Source organism: Nostoc sp. UCD121 (genome assembly GCF_014222285.1).
GTDB lineage: Bacteria > Cyanobacteriota > Cyanobacteriia > Cyanobacteriales > Nostocaceae > Nostoc.
On record NZ_JACKZS010000004.1, the window covers coordinates 21,206 to 38,570 of the forward strand.

At 41.6% G+C, this 17,365-nt stretch carries 12 protein-coding genes, 1 tRNA gene and 3 pseudogenes; 8 read left to right on the top strand and 8 right to left on the bottom strand.

The window, feature by feature from the left end; translation table 11 throughout:
* Positions 1 to 118: 118 nt before the first annotated feature.
* The 3 genes and pseudogenes from GNF10_RS01565 to GNF10_RS01575 form a co-directional block, all read right to left on the bottom strand.
* Positions 119 to 283 (bottom strand): hypothetical protein, encoded by a 165-nt coding sequence (locus GNF10_RS01565; RefSeq protein WP_179073221.1) that lies wholly within the window; start codon positions 281 to 283, stop codon positions 119 to 121.
* Positions 284 to 866: 583 nt separating this feature from the next.
* Positions 867 to 1,610, bottom strand: a pseudogene (locus GNF10_RS01570) (Uma2 family endonuclease).
* A gap of 50 nt (positions 1,611 to 1,660) precedes the next feature.
* A pseudogene (locus GNF10_RS01575) lies at positions 1,661 to 2,457 on the bottom strand (HAD family hydrolase).
* A 105-nt stretch (positions 2,458 to 2,562) separates the two neighbouring features.
* Here GNF10_RS01575 and GNF10_RS01580 point away from each other — a divergent pair.
* Entirely contained in the window at positions 2,563 to 3,381 is an 819-nt protein-coding gene (locus tag GNF10_RS01580; RefSeq protein ID WP_185585723.1) for a hypothetical protein, read from the top strand.
* Positions 3,382 to 3,419: 38 nt separating this feature from the next.
* On the opposite strand, the gene GNF10_RS01585 is transcribed toward GNF10_RS01580, so the two are convergent.
* From GNF10_RS01585 to GNF10_RS01600, 4 genes are all read right to left on the bottom strand, one after another.
* Entirely contained in the window at positions 3,420 to 4,124 is a 705-nt protein-coding gene (locus GNF10_RS01585; RefSeq protein WP_012411823.1) for a DevA family ABC transporter ATP-binding protein, read from the bottom strand.
* Between the two features lie 82 nt (positions 4,125 to 4,206).
* On the bottom strand, positions 4,207 to 5,361 hold the full coding sequence (devC, locus tag GNF10_RS01590) for an ABC transporter permease DevC (protein WP_185585722.1): 1,155 nt from the start codon (positions 5,359 to 5,361) through the stop codon (positions 4,207 to 4,209).
* 249 nt (positions 5,362 to 5,610) lie between these two features.
* Positions 5,611 to 7,035: an HlyD family efflux transporter periplasmic adaptor subunit gene (locus GNF10_RS01595; RefSeq protein WP_163934252.1), complete on the bottom strand. Its 1,425-nt coding sequence runs from the start codon at positions 7,033 to 7,035 to the stop codon at positions 5,611 to 5,613.
* A 944-nt stretch (positions 7,036 to 7,979) separates the two neighbouring features.
* Positions 7,980 to 8,717 (bottom strand): phycocyanobilin:ferredoxin oxidoreductase, encoded by a 738-nt coding sequence (locus GNF10_RS01600; protein WP_185585721.1) that lies wholly within the window; start codon positions 8,715 to 8,717, stop codon positions 7,980 to 7,982.
* A gap of 201 nt (positions 8,718 to 8,918) precedes the next feature.
* Between GNF10_RS01600 and GNF10_RS01605 the strand changes: the two genes are divergently transcribed.
* Together GNF10_RS01605 and GNF10_RS01610 are read left to right on the top strand one after the other, a co-directional pair.
* Entirely contained in the window at positions 8,919 to 9,128 is a 210-nt protein-coding gene (locus GNF10_RS01605) for a hypothetical protein (RefSeq protein WP_185585720.1), read from the top strand.
* A 99-nt stretch (positions 9,129 to 9,227) separates the two neighbouring features.
* Positions 9,228 to 9,497: pseudogene (locus GNF10_RS01610) on the top strand (helix-turn-helix domain-containing protein); the annotation flags it as partial.
* 449 nt (positions 9,498 to 9,946) lie between these two features.
* Here the strand turns inward: GNF10_RS01610 and GNF10_RS01615 are convergent.
* Complete coding sequence (locus GNF10_RS01615; protein WP_185585719.1) at positions 9,947 to 12,253, bottom strand: IMS domain-containing protein; 2,307 nt, start codon at positions 12,251 to 12,253, stop codon at positions 9,947 to 9,949.
* Positions 12,254 to 13,020: 767 nt separating this feature from the next.
* Between GNF10_RS01615 and pdhA the strand changes: the two genes are divergently transcribed.
* The 5 genes from pdhA (at position 13,021) to fba (ending at position 17,343) form a co-directional block, all read left to right on the top strand.
* The gene (gene pdhA / locus GNF10_RS01620; RefSeq protein ID WP_114080372.1) at positions 13,021 to 14,055 is read left to right on the top strand and encodes a pyruvate dehydrogenase (acetyl-transferring) E1 component subunit alpha; all 1,035 of its coding nucleotides are present in this window, start codon (positions 13,021 to 13,023) and stop codon (positions 14,053 to 14,055) included.
* A 107-nt stretch (positions 14,056 to 14,162) separates the two neighbouring features.
* A complete protein-coding gene (locus GNF10_RS01625) occupies positions 14,163 to 15,032 on the top strand; it encodes an aldose epimerase (protein WP_185585718.1) in 870 nt (289 codons plus the stop codon).
* Between the two features lie 61 nt (positions 15,033 to 15,093).
* Positions 15,094 to 15,165 (top strand) — tRNA-Lys (locus GNF10_RS01630).
* A 103-nt stretch (positions 15,166 to 15,268) separates the two neighbouring features.
* Positions 15,269 to 15,958 carry a Uma2 family endonuclease gene (locus GNF10_RS01635; RefSeq protein ID WP_185585717.1) on the top strand — a complete coding sequence of 230 codons (690 nt, stop codon included), beginning with the start codon at positions 15,269 to 15,271 and terminating at the stop codon, positions 15,956 to 15,958.
* 305 nt (positions 15,959 to 16,263) lie between these two features.
* Positions 16,264 to 17,343, top strand: coding sequence for a class II fructose-bisphosphate aldolase (gene fba, locus GNF10_RS01640; protein ID WP_069070843.1), 1,080 nt, complete (start codon positions 16,264 to 16,266; stop codon positions 17,341 to 17,343).
* Positions 17,344 to 17,365 lie beyond the last annotated feature (22 nt).

Consider the following 17,365-nt stretch of genomic DNA (forward strand, 5'->3'; position numbering starts at 1 on the left):
GCTAGAGTGTTTGCTAAGGGCGATAAAATAGCGCTGCCGACTCAAAAATAGGAAGCGCTATGCTTGTATTGAACTCAGAAATTACGAATTCGTTAAACTAGCCCAAAAAACCTATCTACTAGCGTTCTTCCTCATCCTTGGGCTTGGGTTTTTGTCGTCTTTGTTCTACCTGCTCGTCGATAGTTTCTCTCATTTTGCGATCGGCAGCGTCCATCGCAGAATACTTAAAACGGTTGATTATGCCACTGAAGAAGTTGCTAAAGAATCTTTCAATTTCCTGCATAATTTAATACCTCGGTATTTAAAGGTAAATTCTTGACTTTACATTGGTCTCGGACTTTCTATTGGAAGTTGTAAATAAAACGCTAACCTCTGAAAATGACTGTATAAAACAGTTTTCTCAATCAAATCAGTACTGTTGAGATTTCTGAGATTGAAACGTGGTATACCCCATATATTGTATTCTGTCTAAGGTAATAAATATAGCAAAGACATAGGTAACAAATTGTTTACTTGGGATTGGCTGAGATATAAGCAAAACCTGGTAGATGATCTCGAACGGCTTAATTTTCTGTTGTAAATTAATGGGTGAAAAATTCAGATATAGCAAATTACCAAACCCAGACAGGATAAAGTTTTTCAAGCCGTCTTGCATTAAATTACACGTATCTTAGTTTCGTAACCAGTTAAAAAGAGATCGCTAAATCTTCACCTCTTTATCATTAGATTTCCTGATGTCTAGTGATTCATGTCTCAAAGATGATGAAGTTTGAGGGTACTACATGAAGCTATTATTACTTAGTAAAAATAGATGCAATGTCTACGATGGATATAGCTACAGCACTTCTGGACTTACAGCCTGTATGTTACTGAATAGTATCGGGGTCTACATTGAGCGATGGCTGCGCCAACGCCAAGGGCGAACGCAACCTCGCCTTTAACTGTTCTATCTGCAATTCTGCATGTTCTGCTCGTTGACGTTCTTGTTCTACTAGTTCTTCTGCCTGTTGTCTTGCTAAAACTTCTTGTCGTAAAGTTTCTGCCAGTTCATTTGGAATCAGTAATTTTTCCCCTGTATCCTCAGGGTAAAATCCAATTAGCCTTCCCTCAACCACCAAGCGCAGTTCTAATGGTTCACTGCGCCCATCTTGTATAGGTTCGTAAATTTCTCCCCGCAGGCGATAGCCACGTAGCTGTTGTTCCACCCACTCACCTTTAGGGTCAAATAGCCAGTATTCCTTGACACCTAACTGCTCATAGAGGGTCTTTTTAAAGATTTCGTCTTGTCCCTTAGTACCAAAGGATGTCATTTCAAAAATAACTGTGGGTACTTGACCCTCTTCCCAGATTTTATAGTTGTCCCGACCACCGGGTGCAACATCAAAAATCACCATCACATTTGGGGCTACCCGCAACTTGAGAAAGCCTTGTGCATATTAAAGAAATTGATTTCCCAATACTGTTACCTGACGATTTGCCAAATACTGTTGCAGGACTTCTAAGGTAGTTAGCAAGGCATAAAGATGGTCGTAACTTTCTGCAACTGGTTGACCATCAGCACTAGGGTAGAATATTTCTGATTCGACACTAACAGGTAAAGTAGCCGTCATGCTTGTAAAATCAGCGCTACGAGATTATTGTAGAACAACTTTACTTCTCCCTAACTTGGGATGTGCAAGCTTTTCAAAATATAACTAGATAACTCACAAAATCCTTCGCCTTCGGCAGCATTGGTAATATAAGCAGGGTGATATTTCAACTGATTCATATATTCCAAAACGTTTGCCACACCTACAGAAACAGGAAATAACGCCGATCAAATAAACTTTCGTCATTGGGGCTATCGCCCACAGTAACAATTTGTTCTGGTGAATACTGGGGCAAATATTCACGTAATACCTGCAACAATCCCACAGCTTTATCTTGCCCTTGGGGTTTAATGTGACACTGCACGTTGCTATAGGTAAATCCCCAACCCATTTGTTGACAGAGACTGTCTAAGGTTTGTAGTTCATCTTGACTCAAACCAGCTACATCAAAAGTCCAGTCAGTGACGCGAAAGCGATTATCAGCAGATTCTTGGATTTGAGGAAATTTAGTTTGTAAATTTTCAAAAGTCGTAGCCAAGTGCTGGCGATGTTTGGCTAAATCGGAAACAGGTGTTAATACTGCTGGTTTGTGATTCCCAGATGGAAAGTACAAACCACCATTTTCTGCGATCGCACCTGCCACTGGCATCAGGCTACTTAATCCACTCACCCACCCAGCAGAACGCCCTGTAACAATCAGCACCTTAATGTCAACTGCCGCTAAATCTTCTAAAGCTTGAAGCAGTAGGGTAGTAAATTTGCCTCGTCTAGTTAGCGTGCCATCCATATCTGTGGCTATCAGACGAATATTGCTAAAGCTTGTAGATGAAACGTCAGACAGAACAGGGACGCTCTGGTGTCTGGACATACGCGGTTTTGTAAAAACTGTTAAAAATATTAATGATACAGCAAGATGGCATTGAAGATTTGGGCATCCTAAACATCAGGAGTCAAGTTTTTCAGTTTTCCAACCATGCCCACTTCGATGTTTCTTGCCCAAACCCCAGGAAAGCCTAAAAAAGCATCCCAGGAAGTGCCAGCAAGTAATCCTCAAATACCAACGTTATTGTTGGTAACTTCTGGAGGACTGGCTTTAGTGGTGATTGCTTTGATTGTATATAGTAAACTCCAGATGGATAAGCTGGAGAAAAAAATTAAGTTTGAACAATTCCGCGCGCGAGAATTAGAGAAAAAGTTTAAGCTGGCGCTGGAAACGATTCGCAAAATGGAAACTAATCCCGATTTGGTCAACTCACGGGACTTTAACCTAGATTATCTGCGAATGCGGATGTCAGAGGAGGTGTTTCATTTTGCAATCCTTAATCAAGTGAAGATTCAGATCAAAGAAAAAGTTACTCAAGCCCTGCGGCCAAATCAAGCGCAACAAGGATCTGTCGGAATTGCTAATAGCGCTGGACGGCAGGTAGATGAAATTTTTGATGTAGAGTATGAAACTGGTAGCCCAGGAAATTCTGCTAAACGAGTGCTGTTCCGCATTCAAGTCCGGTTAATGAAGTTACCAACGCAAGCAACTTCTGCAACTATTAGTCAAATTATTGACTGTATAGAAACTTACCTAAGCCCCATAGAAGATGAAGATAGTTGGCAACCAACAATTCAAGGTCGGATTGCTACTATGCATTGGGATCAAAAGGCTAAACCCACGCCTCTGCTGGTTCTGGAGCAATCAAATGAAGGCGTGAATGTGACTTTCCGTACTAGTCGCCAACCAAATTCCCCAACTCCGCCAAACCAACCTGGAATGAAAAAATCAGGCTCGGCTAGACAATAAATTATGGCTGTCATTGGTCATTCACAAAGGACAAATGGCTAAATGGGTGCATTTGAGGAATTACGGGTTAAAAGACCATCTTCCATTTCTACGATGCGATCGGCTATGTCTAAAATGCGGTTGTCGTGTGTCACTAATAAAATGGTGGTTCCCTGATTTTTGGCCAGACTCTGCATTATTTCCACAACATCGCGTCCTGATTGTTTGTCTAATGCTGCTGTTGGTTCGTCTGCTAGCACCAGTGGGGGACGATTCACTAAGGCGCGAGCGATCGCAATTCTTTGTTTTTGTCCACCAGAAAGATTATCTGGGTAGTAATCAACTCGTTCTTCTAGACCAACAGACCCCAGCATGGCTTTTGATTTAGCCATTGCTTCTGTTTGAGAAATATTATCATTCAACTCTACCGCCATCTGCACATTTTGCTTTGCAGTCAAGAACCCTAGTAAATTGTGAGCTTGAAAAATATAACCAATGTTGCGTCGCATTTGTACCAGTTTGTTTTGACTGACACCAACGAGTTCTTCACCTAGAAATTTTAAACTTCCCTCTTGTACAGACCGCAAGCCACCAATTAAGCTCAGTAATGTGGTTTTACCGGAACCTGATGGCCCAGTCATAATTACAATTTCACCAGGATAAATTTCTAGGTTGATGTCAAATAATATCTGTTTTCTCAATGCGCCTTTGCCATAGTAATGATTGAGATTCTTAATGGCAATTACAGGTTCTTTTTCTATCATGTTTCTGTTAGTTGTAAGTTGGGTTTTCAAAAATTAAGTTTTCTTAATTCTCAAATATAAAGTCTACTTAATTAAAAATTAATTAAAAGATATCTGCTGGATCTGCGGAACGTAATTTTCGGACTGCGATCGCACCAGAAATAATGCACATCAGCATAGTTAAAATTAAGACCATTACGGCACGGTCAAAACTCATAAAAACTGGTAAAAGTGTTGCATCTCTAGCACTCTGATACATAAATAAAGCAAAAACTATTCCAGGGAAGTATCCTAAAATAGCTAATAGCAAAGCCTCTTGAAGAATTACGGTTAATAAATAGTTTTGTGTATAGCCTATTGCTTTGAGAGTAGCGTATTCAGCTAAGTGATCTGCAACTTCTGTATAAAGGATCTGATAAACAATCACAGTTCCTACAATGAAACCCATGACAGTCCCTAATGTGAAAATAAATCCAATAGCTGTACTATTTGCCCAATAATTCCGCTCAAAATCAATAAATTCCTGCTTAGTTAAAACATTTACCTCTTTAGGTAAATATTGTCGGAGTTCTTGAGCAACAACTTGAGCATCTGCTCCCGGTTTTAATCGAATCAGCCCAATATCAATTAATCCTTTTTGACGATTACTGAATATTCGTAGAAAGTTAATATCACTCGTAATTAAATTACCATCTGCACCGAATGATGCACCTAATGTAAATAGTCCCTCTACTTTAATTCGCCGCCTTCGTACCTCTGATGTTACAGTCTTTCCTTGGCTATAATTAGCAGCAATAGGTCCATATTCTATCCGAGAAGAACGGTCAAATAAAACTACATCAGGGAGTTTAAGTTTCTCTAAATTCTCTTGAACACCAGGTAAATTAACTATATTAGTTTCTGGGTTCATTCCAAAAATTAGAATACTACGAGGACGACCTGTTACAGGATTTTTCCAGATTGTAAAGTCCAAATATATAGGATGTACTGATTGTACTGCGGGTAACTCTAAAGCTTTATATAAACGTCTTTGAGAAAAGCTCCTCATCGCCAAAACAGCACTAGATTGACTATTAATTAAGACAATATCGCCTTGCAAGCTGTTATGAAATCGAACGTTACTATAATATAAGGCATCCCGGAAGCCGAGTTGCATAAACATTAAAATATCAGCAAAAGAAATTCCTGCTAAAGCCACAGCTAGGCGAGTTTTTTCCCTTGTCAGTTGTAGCCACGACAGAGGTATTTTTTGATTCATTTTATAGGTATCCAAGCACAGCTATTATTTACAGCAGAATTCAAAATTTAGTAGTAAGAAACCAGATGTAGCAAGTTTTAATACCTAGCTTTGAAGTTTAGGTTATCTACCTCACTTAATTCCAAACTACTGTAATTTATCAAGTCTTTTTTATAAAATGTTTAAACTTGATAAAACAGCCTATCTAAGAGCATCTTCAATTCAAAGTATCAAATCAGAAATTGAGATTACTGCTCATCCATAACTTAACTAGTTATTAATTTCAACAACAACTTTAGCGTAAGTTAAACCAGAAACTTTTTGGCTGTCTTCTGGAGGCAAAGCAATTTTAACTTCTACAACTCTGGCATCCACATCTGCTGCTGGATCTGTATTTAGCACGTCCTTTTTACCAATTTTTCTGCCAATTTCAGTGACAGTTCCCTTCAATTCGCCGCTAAATGCTCCATTGTCGCTGCTGATAGTGGCGTTTTGACCAATTTGCACTTTACCAATGCTATCTTCGGCTACTTCAGCAATTACATACATTTGGCTAGTTTGACCAATTTCAGCAATACCATTTGCACCGATGGCTTCGCCTGACTTGGTGTAAACTTTTAAAATCTCTCCAGCAATTGGTGCTTGAACGTAGCTTAACCTTAGTTGTGCTTCGGCTTTTCTGACATTTGCGATCGCATTACTAACTTGAGCTTGCGCTACTTGCACATCGGTAGGACTAACATCTAAAATTCTGCTTAGTTTGGCTTTTTCTTCCTCAATTTGTCTTTGCAAAGTTGCTAAAGTTTTGTCACGATTAACTTTCGCTTCGATTAGCTGCTGTTGCAAAGTTGCTAAATTTTGTATTTGGTTAGCTCTAGCCTCGGCAAGTTGCTGTCGTATGGTTGCTAACGTCTGCTTTAGGGTAGCTTGGCTTTCGGCCACCTGTTGATTAGAAGTTACTGCACTCAAGCGTCTGCGATCGCGCTCTTGCTGAGAAATCGCACCTTCTCGGTATAAAAAATCATAGCGTCCGGCATCGACTTGGGCATTGCGCTGTTCGGCTCGGATACGTGTAAGCGTTGCTCTGAGAGCTTCTCTTTGCCCACTGAGTTCAGCTTCTAAACGATTTACAGTTGCTTGCTGAACAAGTTTATCCCCACTTAACTGAGCTGCAATCCGGGCGATCGTTGCTTGTTGAGCATCCCTTTCCCCAACAAACTGCGCTTGTAGGCGAGCAACAACTGCTCTTTGAGCTTGAATATCTCTTGGAGATCCAGCCCTAACTTGCGCTAAATTCGCACGGGCTTCTTGCACTTTGGCTTTCGCCTCTTCTAGTCCGGCTATTTGGGTATCGCGGTTGTCCAAAATTGCCAAAATTTGGCCTTGCTTTACTTGTTCACCCTCTCTCACCAGAAGTTGCTGAATTCGTGACGATGGCGATAATCCTGATGATGGGGCGGACAATTTAACAACTTCGCCTCGCGGTTCCAAACGCCCTACAGCACTAATGCTATTGGTAGATGGCATTACGGGTACAGATGTAGTGAGTTTTCTCAGCTGCTCGATTTTGGCTGTACCTAGTATCCCAGCCGCGATTACTATTGGCACAGCTACAGCGATACCCCACCAAATCTTAGGTTGTTCTTGATTAAGTGCCTGCTCACTTGGCTTTGGCTTTTCAGTCACCCTTGACATAGTATGTTGCCCGTTTACCTGAATTGTGCTGATGGAAGTAAAAATAAAAGGGTTTTTAATCAACAGCCAGCTGCTTAGGACAAACAACAGTGCTTTAAAGCTGGGTATGGCTTAAAATCCATTGCGTGATGAACGCTCAACACTATGGTTTTGCAAAATGGTGTTTTCTATAGCGATGTCTGACGACAAGACGCTGACGCTCCTGCTTCGCTAATGCGTCTACGCTCGTACCCTACGGGTAGCCGCTATGCATCTATGTATGCAATAACATTGACCTCACTTCCATTCCTCTTGCCTTTTAGGAGAGAAGAATGGAAGCTTACTTACTCGGGGTTAGGTCTGTATTGAAACCGAGAAGCGCTATAGTAGCTGGCTATTCAATAACTCTGAGTATTCTTGAGACATGAGTGCAATGAGAATTAGCAGAATTCACAAACCTAGATATAGAGACGCGATATATCATGTCTCTACACAAAATCCCAAAATGGTATGATGCGATACTGTACTGTTACATCAACTACGGCTACATCTGTTACAAAATTGACAAAAATAGACTGTTGCCTTGTTTGGATACAATCTTGCTACAAAAGTTAGTCTTCCTTAAGTGAATGAATGATTAACTAACTAAAAAATATCTGTTCACCCTGAGCGAAGTCGTAAAGCCTGCGGCATAGCTACGCTTAAGGCGCAGCCTGTCGTAGAGAAGGGTCAACTTGAGCATTCCTAACATCAGAGTTTCCTTAACTTTCTGGTCAATGAGTTAGCTGTCTCTAGTTGCTTGCACCTACCAAGACAACCAACCATTTTGTGATATTTGCTTCAAAGACCTGACTACTCACCCTGTTGGCGTTTTGGGACTCCATTAAACTCTCGTTGAATGAATTCTACATTTATCTGTGACGCGAAAACGTAACAGAGCCTACAGATGGGGAGATGGGGAATCACTAAGTTGGAAGGTCGAATAAAACTGTGGTCATATAATTTTCTGCCCAAACTGGGCCAAAGGCTTTTTCTAGTACGCGGCGAGTTTTATCGTTTTTCTGCTGTTTGGTGCAGTAGTTTTGTTGTCCAGCGAGATTTTGTGTAACTTGTTCAATTGAAACGGGATGTGAGGCGATCGCTTGCATACAATGAATGTCTAAAAATTCTCGCACACGCGACAGAAACATTGCTTCTTCTTCTGGCGAACCGGGGCGGACAAAGATGCAAAAATCCGAAAAAATATTTCCCCATTCTGGTAATTCACGGGGTTGGGAAAAGTTAAGCACTGGTAGCTGTGCCAGTGCAGTAGTATAAGATTCGGGTAAGGTGCGCTCTAATTGGATAGGAGAAAGGTCTGCGATCGCTGCACTAATTTGACCTCTACCCCCAACTAAATCGCAACCAAACATCGGCAGGTTGTATTCTGGACGGGGAAACATGACGCAGTGCAAAATATCCAGCATATTTCCGATTTTTGCCAGTTCCAAGTGCATCTTCCGAAACTGGGGCGTTTGATAGCAGCGATTTTCAATCGTCAGTTTTTCACCTTCTAGTCTACCTTCCACATACCCCAACTCATCAGGCAAATGGTAGGGCGATAGATCCAGGTGCTGATGCCAAGCTGCCTCAATACAATCAGCTAGCTGACGAATTAGGGGATGTTGTTGCTCACGCAGCGAGGGCATAGAAGTAAATGACATAAGCTAGTTGGGAATGCGAATCTAATGCCCAGTCTACAACCTGTCGTGCCACACCTGTGTGGTCTGCAATATAAGCAAACAGTTCCCCACAGCCAACGTAAAGTTATACGACAGATACTTTTCACAAAGATTATTTATTTTGTAGTCTAGATTACAGAAATAATTTTAGATTAGCCCATTTATGAAGACTAATAGAAAGCTATGAAACTAGATTCTCATAGACCAGATTTTGCTGTGCAACCAAGAATGCAGAATCTGGAGGATTTAAATTGGGTAAAACTTTTGCTACTTCCTAACCCCTTTAGTTTTGACGAAGCACTTTTATTATGTCCGGTTTCAGCAGATGAGTGGCTAGCCTGGATTCCAGATCATGGGGAGGCGATACTCAATATTAGACATTTTTGCTACTAAGTATTTTTTAGGTTTACTATTTGAAGTTTGAAAATGTACGTAGTGGCGTGTCAAGACTAAAATAGTGCAATAAAAAATGCCTAGAATGGGGGTAAACTGGTGGGAAGAGGTCGTAGAGAGAAAGTGCTTTTGAATACCGATCAAAGGCAAAAACTAGAAGCGATTAGCCGTAATGGTTATGCCCCAGCGAAAAAAATATTGCACGCACAAGTGCTATTAATGTGTGATGAAGGTGCGGGTGCAACGAAAAAATGGACAGATAAACAAATCAGTTTAGCCCTCAACTTGCATCGCAATACAGTCGGAAGAATCAGGAAAAGATTTTTGGAGCAAGGTGAAGAACCAGCCCTAAATCGTAGTCAACGAAAATTCATTAGGCGTAGGTTGGGTTACGCTCCGCTCCACCCAACCTACATTTTTTTGCAACAATTTAGTCTTGACACGCCAGTAGGGTATGTTAGCGACAGCGTAACGCACCATTTATAAACGTAAGTTCGATAAAGTTCTTCTTGCCTTGAACTTGCGTTCAAATCTGTCCCTCTTCGACTCGGAGAGAGACGGTTCTGCGTAGTAAAACTAGGGAGAGGTTTCAATATTTAAGGTAATTAGGCGGTTAGGAAATGAGCCGTCGGACTCATGTTTTATAGGAATTTGGTATATTCCGACGTTCCGTCTAACACACCCTAAAATACCTAATTTTTTTCATGAATCAAATCGGATCCCTATTAGGATTATCTCAGTGATAACTATGAGAAAAATATTTCCTAATTAAATTGAATGATACAGCTTGGTACAGATAATTGCCGAAAAATTCCAAATTATCTGGTGAATTGATTCACTACAGATGTACTCTGAATACGCCATTTCCCTCGTTCTCGAATCAAATCATACCGAACTCTCAATTTATCATTAGAAGAGTTTTTAAACTGACCATTTTCATATAACTGCGTCACTTCATTGACCGTAGCTTCTACTGCGGCACGATCTGCAAATAAACCAATTTTCTCAACCGATTCTATCTTTAAACTATGGTCGAACTTGCGGTAGCGATTGTCTAACCTATTCTGTTGAGCAATCAGTCGCCATTGAGATAAAGCTGAACCAGTTAAAATTTGCTCTAAATTATTAATCTCATGATTTGACCCTAAAGCTGCGGCTTTGGTAGATAACCAAGTGTAAATAACTTTTTCTGCCTCTGCACTTGTTAAAGGGCCTTCTTCTGATCCTGGGTTACTATTTGGAGTGGGAATAGATAGCGGTGGTTGATTTATTTGTACAGACAACTGTGGATCACGCGGAGAAGGTGGAGGAAAAAACAGATTTTTTAACCATCCAAAAGTTGTTGTGGCTAATACCCAAAAAACTAATATGCTCACCAAAGAAATAAACACTCTCCATACCAGCCGTGTTTTCCCTTCTATGGTGTTTGCAAAAGTTCGCCGCCGTCGGGGACGACGAGAATGAGGACGATTATCTGGTATACGCTCTCGGCTAGCAGATGGAGTGGGTTTTCTCCGCCTACGCTTTTGGTTATGACCAGATACAGCACTCTTACCTGAACCGTTCAAATGCTGATTAGTGCCTCTGCTCATCCTTTCAGCAGCAGGAACCTCTGATTTTATACTTCCAGATGAACTCCACATCTGTGGTGAGAAGTTTGGATATTCAGACGTTTCTTTTGTTGGTGTTTCTGGCAAATCTGGGTTAGGTACTCTGCTGTGATTAAATGACGCTGAAGTCTTAGTTGAATTGTTATGAAAATGACTATTCTTTACCTTGGCCTGGGGAAAATACTGGGGGTTAATTACAGCCCATTCATTAGTTGTTTCGGCATCAGTTGGCAGTGCTTCTAAATAAGCTTGTACCTGTTGGTTAGCAAAATAATCTTTTAAAAAAGCTTGCTGGTTTGCTAAATCTCGAAAATGGGGAAAGACTTCGTGTTGCAGCCACTGCTCTGCATATAAACACAGCCCTGGTAACAAATCTGGAGAGTCCTGAGATTTTTCACGAATAAAAGCTAAAGCTTCGTACTCCTGACTAAGTTCTAAAACACGAGTTGCTTCTTCAGTTTGTCCCAAAAGTAAGGCGCATAGCGATTGTTCTAAATGTACATCTTGGCGCTTGCCCAGACGCATGAGCATTTGTCTTGCTTGACGAATTAAAGCAGGTTGCCGTTGAGCAAATCCCCGCGCTATCAAGGCATAAACAGCTAAGTAAGTGGCAACAGCAGAATTGCGTTTGCTTTGGGCTTCAAATAATTTGTGCTGTTCTGCGACTGTTAGGTGGTTACGTAACTGCTGAATAAATCGTAGAAAGTCATCTATGTTTAAACCAGAGTCATCATTATTCGTGCCATCAATCCCGCCACGATCTTCTAAGAGATTTTGCAATAATTCTAAGCCTTGGCTTCGTTCGGCAGTCTTTTCTTGAGGTAATGCGAGCAACTCCAAAATTCGATATGGCCGCAATTTGTAAAGATCAGCCTGAATTTCTGCCTGAATACTGGAGAACAAACCTTCCCGTACTAGTAGTTCTTGACCAGTTTCTAGGGATATGGCGGCATTTTCGTAGTGACCTTGCTGCCACTGTTCCCGACCCAATTCTAGACAGGCAAGAGCAACAGTGAGAACGACATCTGGATGTTCAGCACTTTCATAAATTTCTTCGTCTACTAAATTATTGCCCTTTCTGGCACTTGTAGCACCATTTTTATTTACTAGGTACGGACGACCTAGTTTCAGTACAAGTTCGTATTCCCCCAACTCTTGCAAAATTAATAAAGCGCCAACTAATTCGTCTTGGGCGATGTCGATACCAAGACTCTGGGTATCACTACCCCTTTTGGTGCTTTCTGTACGATTTTCCTGTGCTACTGCGGCAGCAGCAAGGTTATCAGGGTCATAGGCGTGGGCAAGATAAAGCTGATCGTAGGTAATGCGTTGTTTTGGATCTGATAAAACCACGTAAGCTTCTTCTATGAGTTGTTTACGAGAAGAAATCGCTGCCTGAGAATACTCACGTCGCGGCAATTGTACAATGCGATCGCTATATGCCTGTCGCAATTGTTCTTCACTTGCCGCTAACGGTAGTCCTAAAATTCGGTAGTAATCTAGCGGAATTCGCACAGCCTACTTCCCCTGCACCGTGATCAACATAATTCACCTAGAGCTTTCCAGGCCTGTAAAACCGTGCCATAAAAATGCCGTATAGAATTTACTCTACAAGTGTATATTGCAACAACCTGTTTTGTACCTTCCCGAAATTTTGAGTCACATTCTAGTACTAATTTTTTGCTTTCGCCTAGAAAGCCTCAATTTTTTGTCTTAATTCTTAGTATTTTTGTTTAACACAACTATTATCAGCCTTCGATAGCACAAACCACAACTACCGCTTTTAATCACGGCATAAATGTTGTGGTTGTAAGAATCTATTGATAATTGATTTTTTTGGGACTTTCCCAGTATGAAGTAACAAAAATACTACTATTGGGGATTAACCCTGATAACAGAAGAACAAAAATAATATCATAATTAACCTTTAATTACAATTACCTATTTGGGTATATGGACTTTTGCTTCATTTTTTCTAAATTGTTAATGGATATGCAGAAAGCAGCCTATCTTGATTGCTAGTCTATGAAGGGGAATAGTGAGAGAGAAAAACCCAAAGCGATATATATTGTCGTTAGAGTCAAATCCTCACGGGGTATGGGCTGAAAAGTTAAAAATCAAAAATTAAAAATTCAGCTATTCCCTAAGACCCTTTTTTGGTGCATAAATAAAGTTTGATTGTTGAGTCTGACAAACGCTAGCCTGTTAAAAGCCGAGGTGTTATCAGACCAACTTATTTAAGACCGTAACTTTAAGTTGTACAACAGGGATACTCAAAAATAATGGTTCAAGAGCGTACTTTGCCCACATTTAATCCTGCTACTACGCAAATTACTAAAGAAGAAGGGTTATGGTTGTATGAGGATATGGTTTTAGGGCGCTTGTTTGAAGACAAGTGCGCTGAAATGTACTATAGGGGCAAAATGTTTGGTTTTGTCCATTTGTACAACGGTCAAGAAGCTGTTTGTACAGGTGTTGTACAGTCAATGCGACCGGGTGAAGATTACGTTTGTAGTACTTACCGCGACCACGTTCATGCTCTGAGTGCGGGAGTACCAGCAAGAGAGGTAATGGCAGAATTATTTGGTAAAGCCACAGGTTGCAGCAAAGGGCGCGGTGGTTCAATGCACATGTTTTCTGCCGAACATCGCTTGTTGGGTGGCTATGCTTTTGTGGCTGAGGGAATTCCTGTAGCAGCTGGAGCGGCTTTTCAAAGTAAATACCGCCGCGAAGTGCTGGGAGATAAAAACGCTGACCAAGTGACAGCTTGCTTTTTTGGTGACGGTGCAGCTAACAACGGTCAGTTTTTTGAGACGCTGAATATGGCAGCCCTATGGAAACTGCCAATTCTTTTTGTAGTCGAAAATAATAAGTGGGCTATTGGGATGTCTCACGAACGGGCGACTTCCCAGCCAGAGATTTATAAAAAAGCTAGTGCATTTAACATGGTGGGCGTGGAAGTAGATGGCATGGATGTTCTAGCTGTCCGAGCCGTCGCTCAAGAAGCCGTCGCCCGTGCCCGTGCAGGTGAAGGTCCAACATTAATTGAGGCGCTGACCTATCGCTTCCGTGGTCACTCCTTGGCTGACCCAGATGAAATGCGGAGCAAAGCTGAGAAAGAATTTTGGTTTGCCCGTGACCCAATTAAAAAGCTGGCTGCTTATTTGCTGGAGCAAAATCTAGCGAATGAGGCAGAAATCAAAGCTATTGATCGTAAAATTCAGGATGTAATCGACGAGGCAGTTAAATTCGCCGAAAACAGCCCCGAACCAGACCCCAGCGAGTTATATCGTTTCGTGTTTGCAGAAGACGAATAAACAGTGCTGAGTTATGAGTGCTGAGTCCTGAGTCCTGAGTACTTTTTATTCTGCTCAGGACTCAGCACTATGTACCCAGTACTACACCTTACTCAGGACTAAAATTTGTGTTTAGCATTGCAGTTCAACAGCAACAGTACAAGACGTACATTCTTTCTGATGAAGCCGCTGGTTCTCAATTGGAAGTAGTACCAGAACGCGGTGGTATCATCACTCGTTGGCGCATTCAAGGGCAAGAAATTTTCTACTTGGACACTGAACGGTTTACTCATCCTGATTTGAGTGTCAGAGGTGGGAATCCAATTTTGTTTCCTATTTGTGGCAATTTACCAGATAATACTTACATCCACAACGGGCAAAAATATACTCTCAAACAACACGGTTTTGCCCGTGAATTACCCTGGAAAGCAACAGAACAGGAAACTGGAGATAAAGCTAGTCTCACTGTTGTTCTTGATAGCAATGAGCAAACTAAGGTAGTTTATCCTTTTGATTTTCAACTGGCTTTCACCTACGAACTTCAAGGTAATACCCTAGAAGTCCGCCAGCAGTATAAAAACTTGTCATCCACACCAATGCCCTTTTCGGCTGGTTTCCATCCCTACTTTCTCTGCGGTGATAAAAGTCAGCTAGAGGTTGAAATTCCTTCAAAGCAGTATCAAGACAATCAAACTAAGGAATTTCACTCTTTTGATGGCAATTTTGACTTTAGCCGTGATGAAATTGATTTTGCCTTTGGACAGTTAACGAGTAAATCGGCTACTGCAATAGATCATAGCCGGAAGTTAAAACTTACGTTGGATTATGATGATTTCTCTACCTGGCTAGTATTTTGGACAGTCAAGGGCAAAGAATTCTACTGTTTAGAACCTTGGAGCGCCACCCGTAACTCTCTTAATACTGGTGATAACCTGACTGTGTTAGCACCAGGAGCTAGCCATACAGCATCTATAAGGTTGACGGCTAATTTTTTCTAAACCCCTTTACAAATCTACAGATGTATATGCTATGATGGCAAAGTTGCGAAATGCAGCGAAAGGGTCGCTAACTCAACGGTAGAGTACTCGGCTTTTAACCGATTAGTTCCGGGTTCGAATCCCGGGCGACCCATAAAATTAACATATTACTAAATTACAAAGAAGGCGATCGCAGCATCCAAGAAATTTCTGCAATTCGATAGGATAGGCATAGACTAATCCCAAACACCATTGTCATGGTAAAAACACTTCCACAGCATTGGACAATTCCCCTTCTGGAAAATGGCGACAAACTAAGCCTTTATGAATTTGAGCGTCGCTACAACGCCATGCCTCACTTGAAAAAAGCCGAATTGATTGAGGGAATTGTCTACATGCCTGCTGCTTTGCGTTTTAGAAGTCATGGTCAACCGCATGGTTGGATTCTTACGTGGCTCGGTACTTATGAAGCCGCTACACCTGGTGTAGCTTTGGGAGTAGAACCCACTGTGCGCCTAGACTTAGATAACGAACCCCAACCAGATGCTGTACTTCTGATTAGTGCAGAAGCGGGTGGTCAAGCAAGGCTGAGTGACGATGATTATATTGAAGGCGCACCAGAGTTAATTGTCGAAATTGCTGCTAGTAGTGTCGCCATCGACCTCCATGCTAAAAAACAAGCTTATCGTCGCAATGGAGTCAAAGAATATATCGTCTGGCAAGTACTCGATCAGAAATTGACGTGGTTCTATTTGGAACAGGGTGAGTATCTAGAGTTGGCTACTGATAGTAACGGTATTCTGCGAAGTCAAATTTTTCCAGGGTTGTGGTTAGGGGTTGCAGAGTTATTAGCAGGGAATATGCAGTCCGTGTTGAGTGTTTTACAAACAGGCTTGCAATCTCCTGAACATGCAGCATTTGTCCAGAGACTAGAGCCTTGTGCCTGATGCTATCGCTTGTAGATTGGCCAAAATAGTTAGGAGTGCGATCGCTTCGAGATGACCATTTGGGATACTGGGCTACCAGAGCTACTAGCTGTAGGGTAACTAAATCTACAGCAATACAGAGCAACGATGGTTCATAGTACAGGAGTATAGAACATAGTTATAGTAACGATGGCATAAACTTTTTCAACATAGATACACGACACTAGTTATAATTTCCTATAAGTTGAAAAAACTCTTAAGATTTAGCGTATTTATTACGCTTCTCTCAGACCGACTAGCTGACAACCACATTAGGAGGACTATCTATGGCGCTTGTACCACTGCGGCTGCTGTTGGATCACGCAGCTGAAAACGGTTACGGCATCCCAGCTTTCAACGTTAACAATTTGGAGCAGATTCAGGCAATCCTGAAGGCTGCTGTAGAGACAGATAGCCCCGTCATTTTACAAGCTTCACGCGGCGCTCGTAATTATGCTGGCGAAAACTTCCTCCGCCACCTGATTTTGGCAGCGGTAGAAACCTATCCTCACATTCCCATTGTCATGCACCAAGATCATGGGAATGCTCCTGCTACCTGCTACTCAGCAATTAAGAACAACTTCACCAGCGTGATGATGGATGGTTCTTTAGAAGCTGATGCTAAAACTCCTGCTAGCTTCGAGTACAACGTTAATGTTACCCGCGAAGTTGTAAATGTAGCTCATGCTTTGGGTGTCAGTGTTGAAGGTGAACTCGGTTGTTTGGGTTCTCTAGAAACTGGTGCTGGTGAAGCTGAAGATGGTCACGGGTTTGAAGGTACACTCGACCACTCACAACTGCTAACCGACCCCGATGAAGCTGTTGAATTTGTAGAAGCAACCCAAGTAGATGCTTTGGCTGTCGCCATTGGCACAAGCCACGGTGCTTACAAGTTTACTCGTAAGCCGACTGGCGAAATTTTGGCAATCAGCCGCATTGAAGAAATTCACCGCCGTCTGCCTAACACCCACTTGGTAATGCATGGTTCATCCTCTGTACCTGAAGATTTACTTGCACTGATTAACCAGTATGGTGGTGCAATTCCTGAAACCTACGGTGTACCTGTAGAAGAAATCCAAAAAGGTATTAAGAGTGGTGTACGTAAAGTAAACATCGACACCGATAACCGTTTGGCAATTACTGCTGCTGTACGTGAAGCTTTGGCTAAAAAACCAGAGGAGTTTGACCCCCGTCACTTCCTCAAGCCTTCTATTACATACATGCAAAAGGTGTGTGCTGAACGCTATCAACAATTTGGCACAGCTGGCAATGCAAGCAAGATTAAGCAAATTTCTTTGGAAGATTTTGCTGCTAAGTATGCTAAAGGTGAACTCAATGTTGTCACCAAAGCTGCTGCTAAAGTTTAATTCTGACAACCAATAAATAGGT

Coding starts and splice junctions, on each gene's coding strand:
- GNF10_RS01580 (WP_185585723.1), top strand. CDS start 2,563: ATGCCCACTTCGATGTTTCTTGCCCAAACCCCAGGAAAGCCTAAAAAA.
- GNF10_RS01600 (WP_185585721.1), bottom strand. CDS start 8,717: ATGTCATTTACTTCTATGCCCTCGCTGCGTGAGCAACAACATCCCCTA.
- pdhA (WP_114080372.1), top strand. CDS start 13,021: ATGGTTCAAGAGCGTACTTTGCCCACATTTAATCCTGCTACTACGCAA.
- GNF10_RS01585 (WP_012411823.1), bottom strand. CDS start 4,124: ATGATAGAAAAAGAACCTGTAATTGCCATTAAGAATCTCAATCATTAC.
- GNF10_RS01595 (WP_163934252.1), bottom strand. CDS start 7,035: ATGTCAAGGGTGACTGAAAAGCCAAAGCCAAGTGAGCAGGCACTTAAT.
- GNF10_RS01565 (WP_179073221.1), bottom strand. CDS start 283: ATGCAGGAAATTGAAAGATTCTTTAGCAACTTCTTCAGTGGCATAATC.
- devC (WP_185585722.1), bottom strand. CDS start 5,361: ATGAATCAAAAAATACCTCTGTCGTGGCTACAACTGACAAGGGAAAAA.
- GNF10_RS01605 (WP_185585720.1), top strand. CDS start 8,919: ATGAAACTAGATTCTCATAGACCAGATTTTGCTGTGCAACCAAGAATG.
- GNF10_RS01635 (WP_185585717.1), top strand. CDS start 15,269: ATGGTAAAAACACTTCCACAGCATTGGACAATTCCCCTTCTGGAAAAT.
- fba (WP_069070843.1), top strand. CDS start 16,264: ATGGCGCTTGTACCACTGCGGCTGCTGTTGGATCACGCAGCTGAAAAC.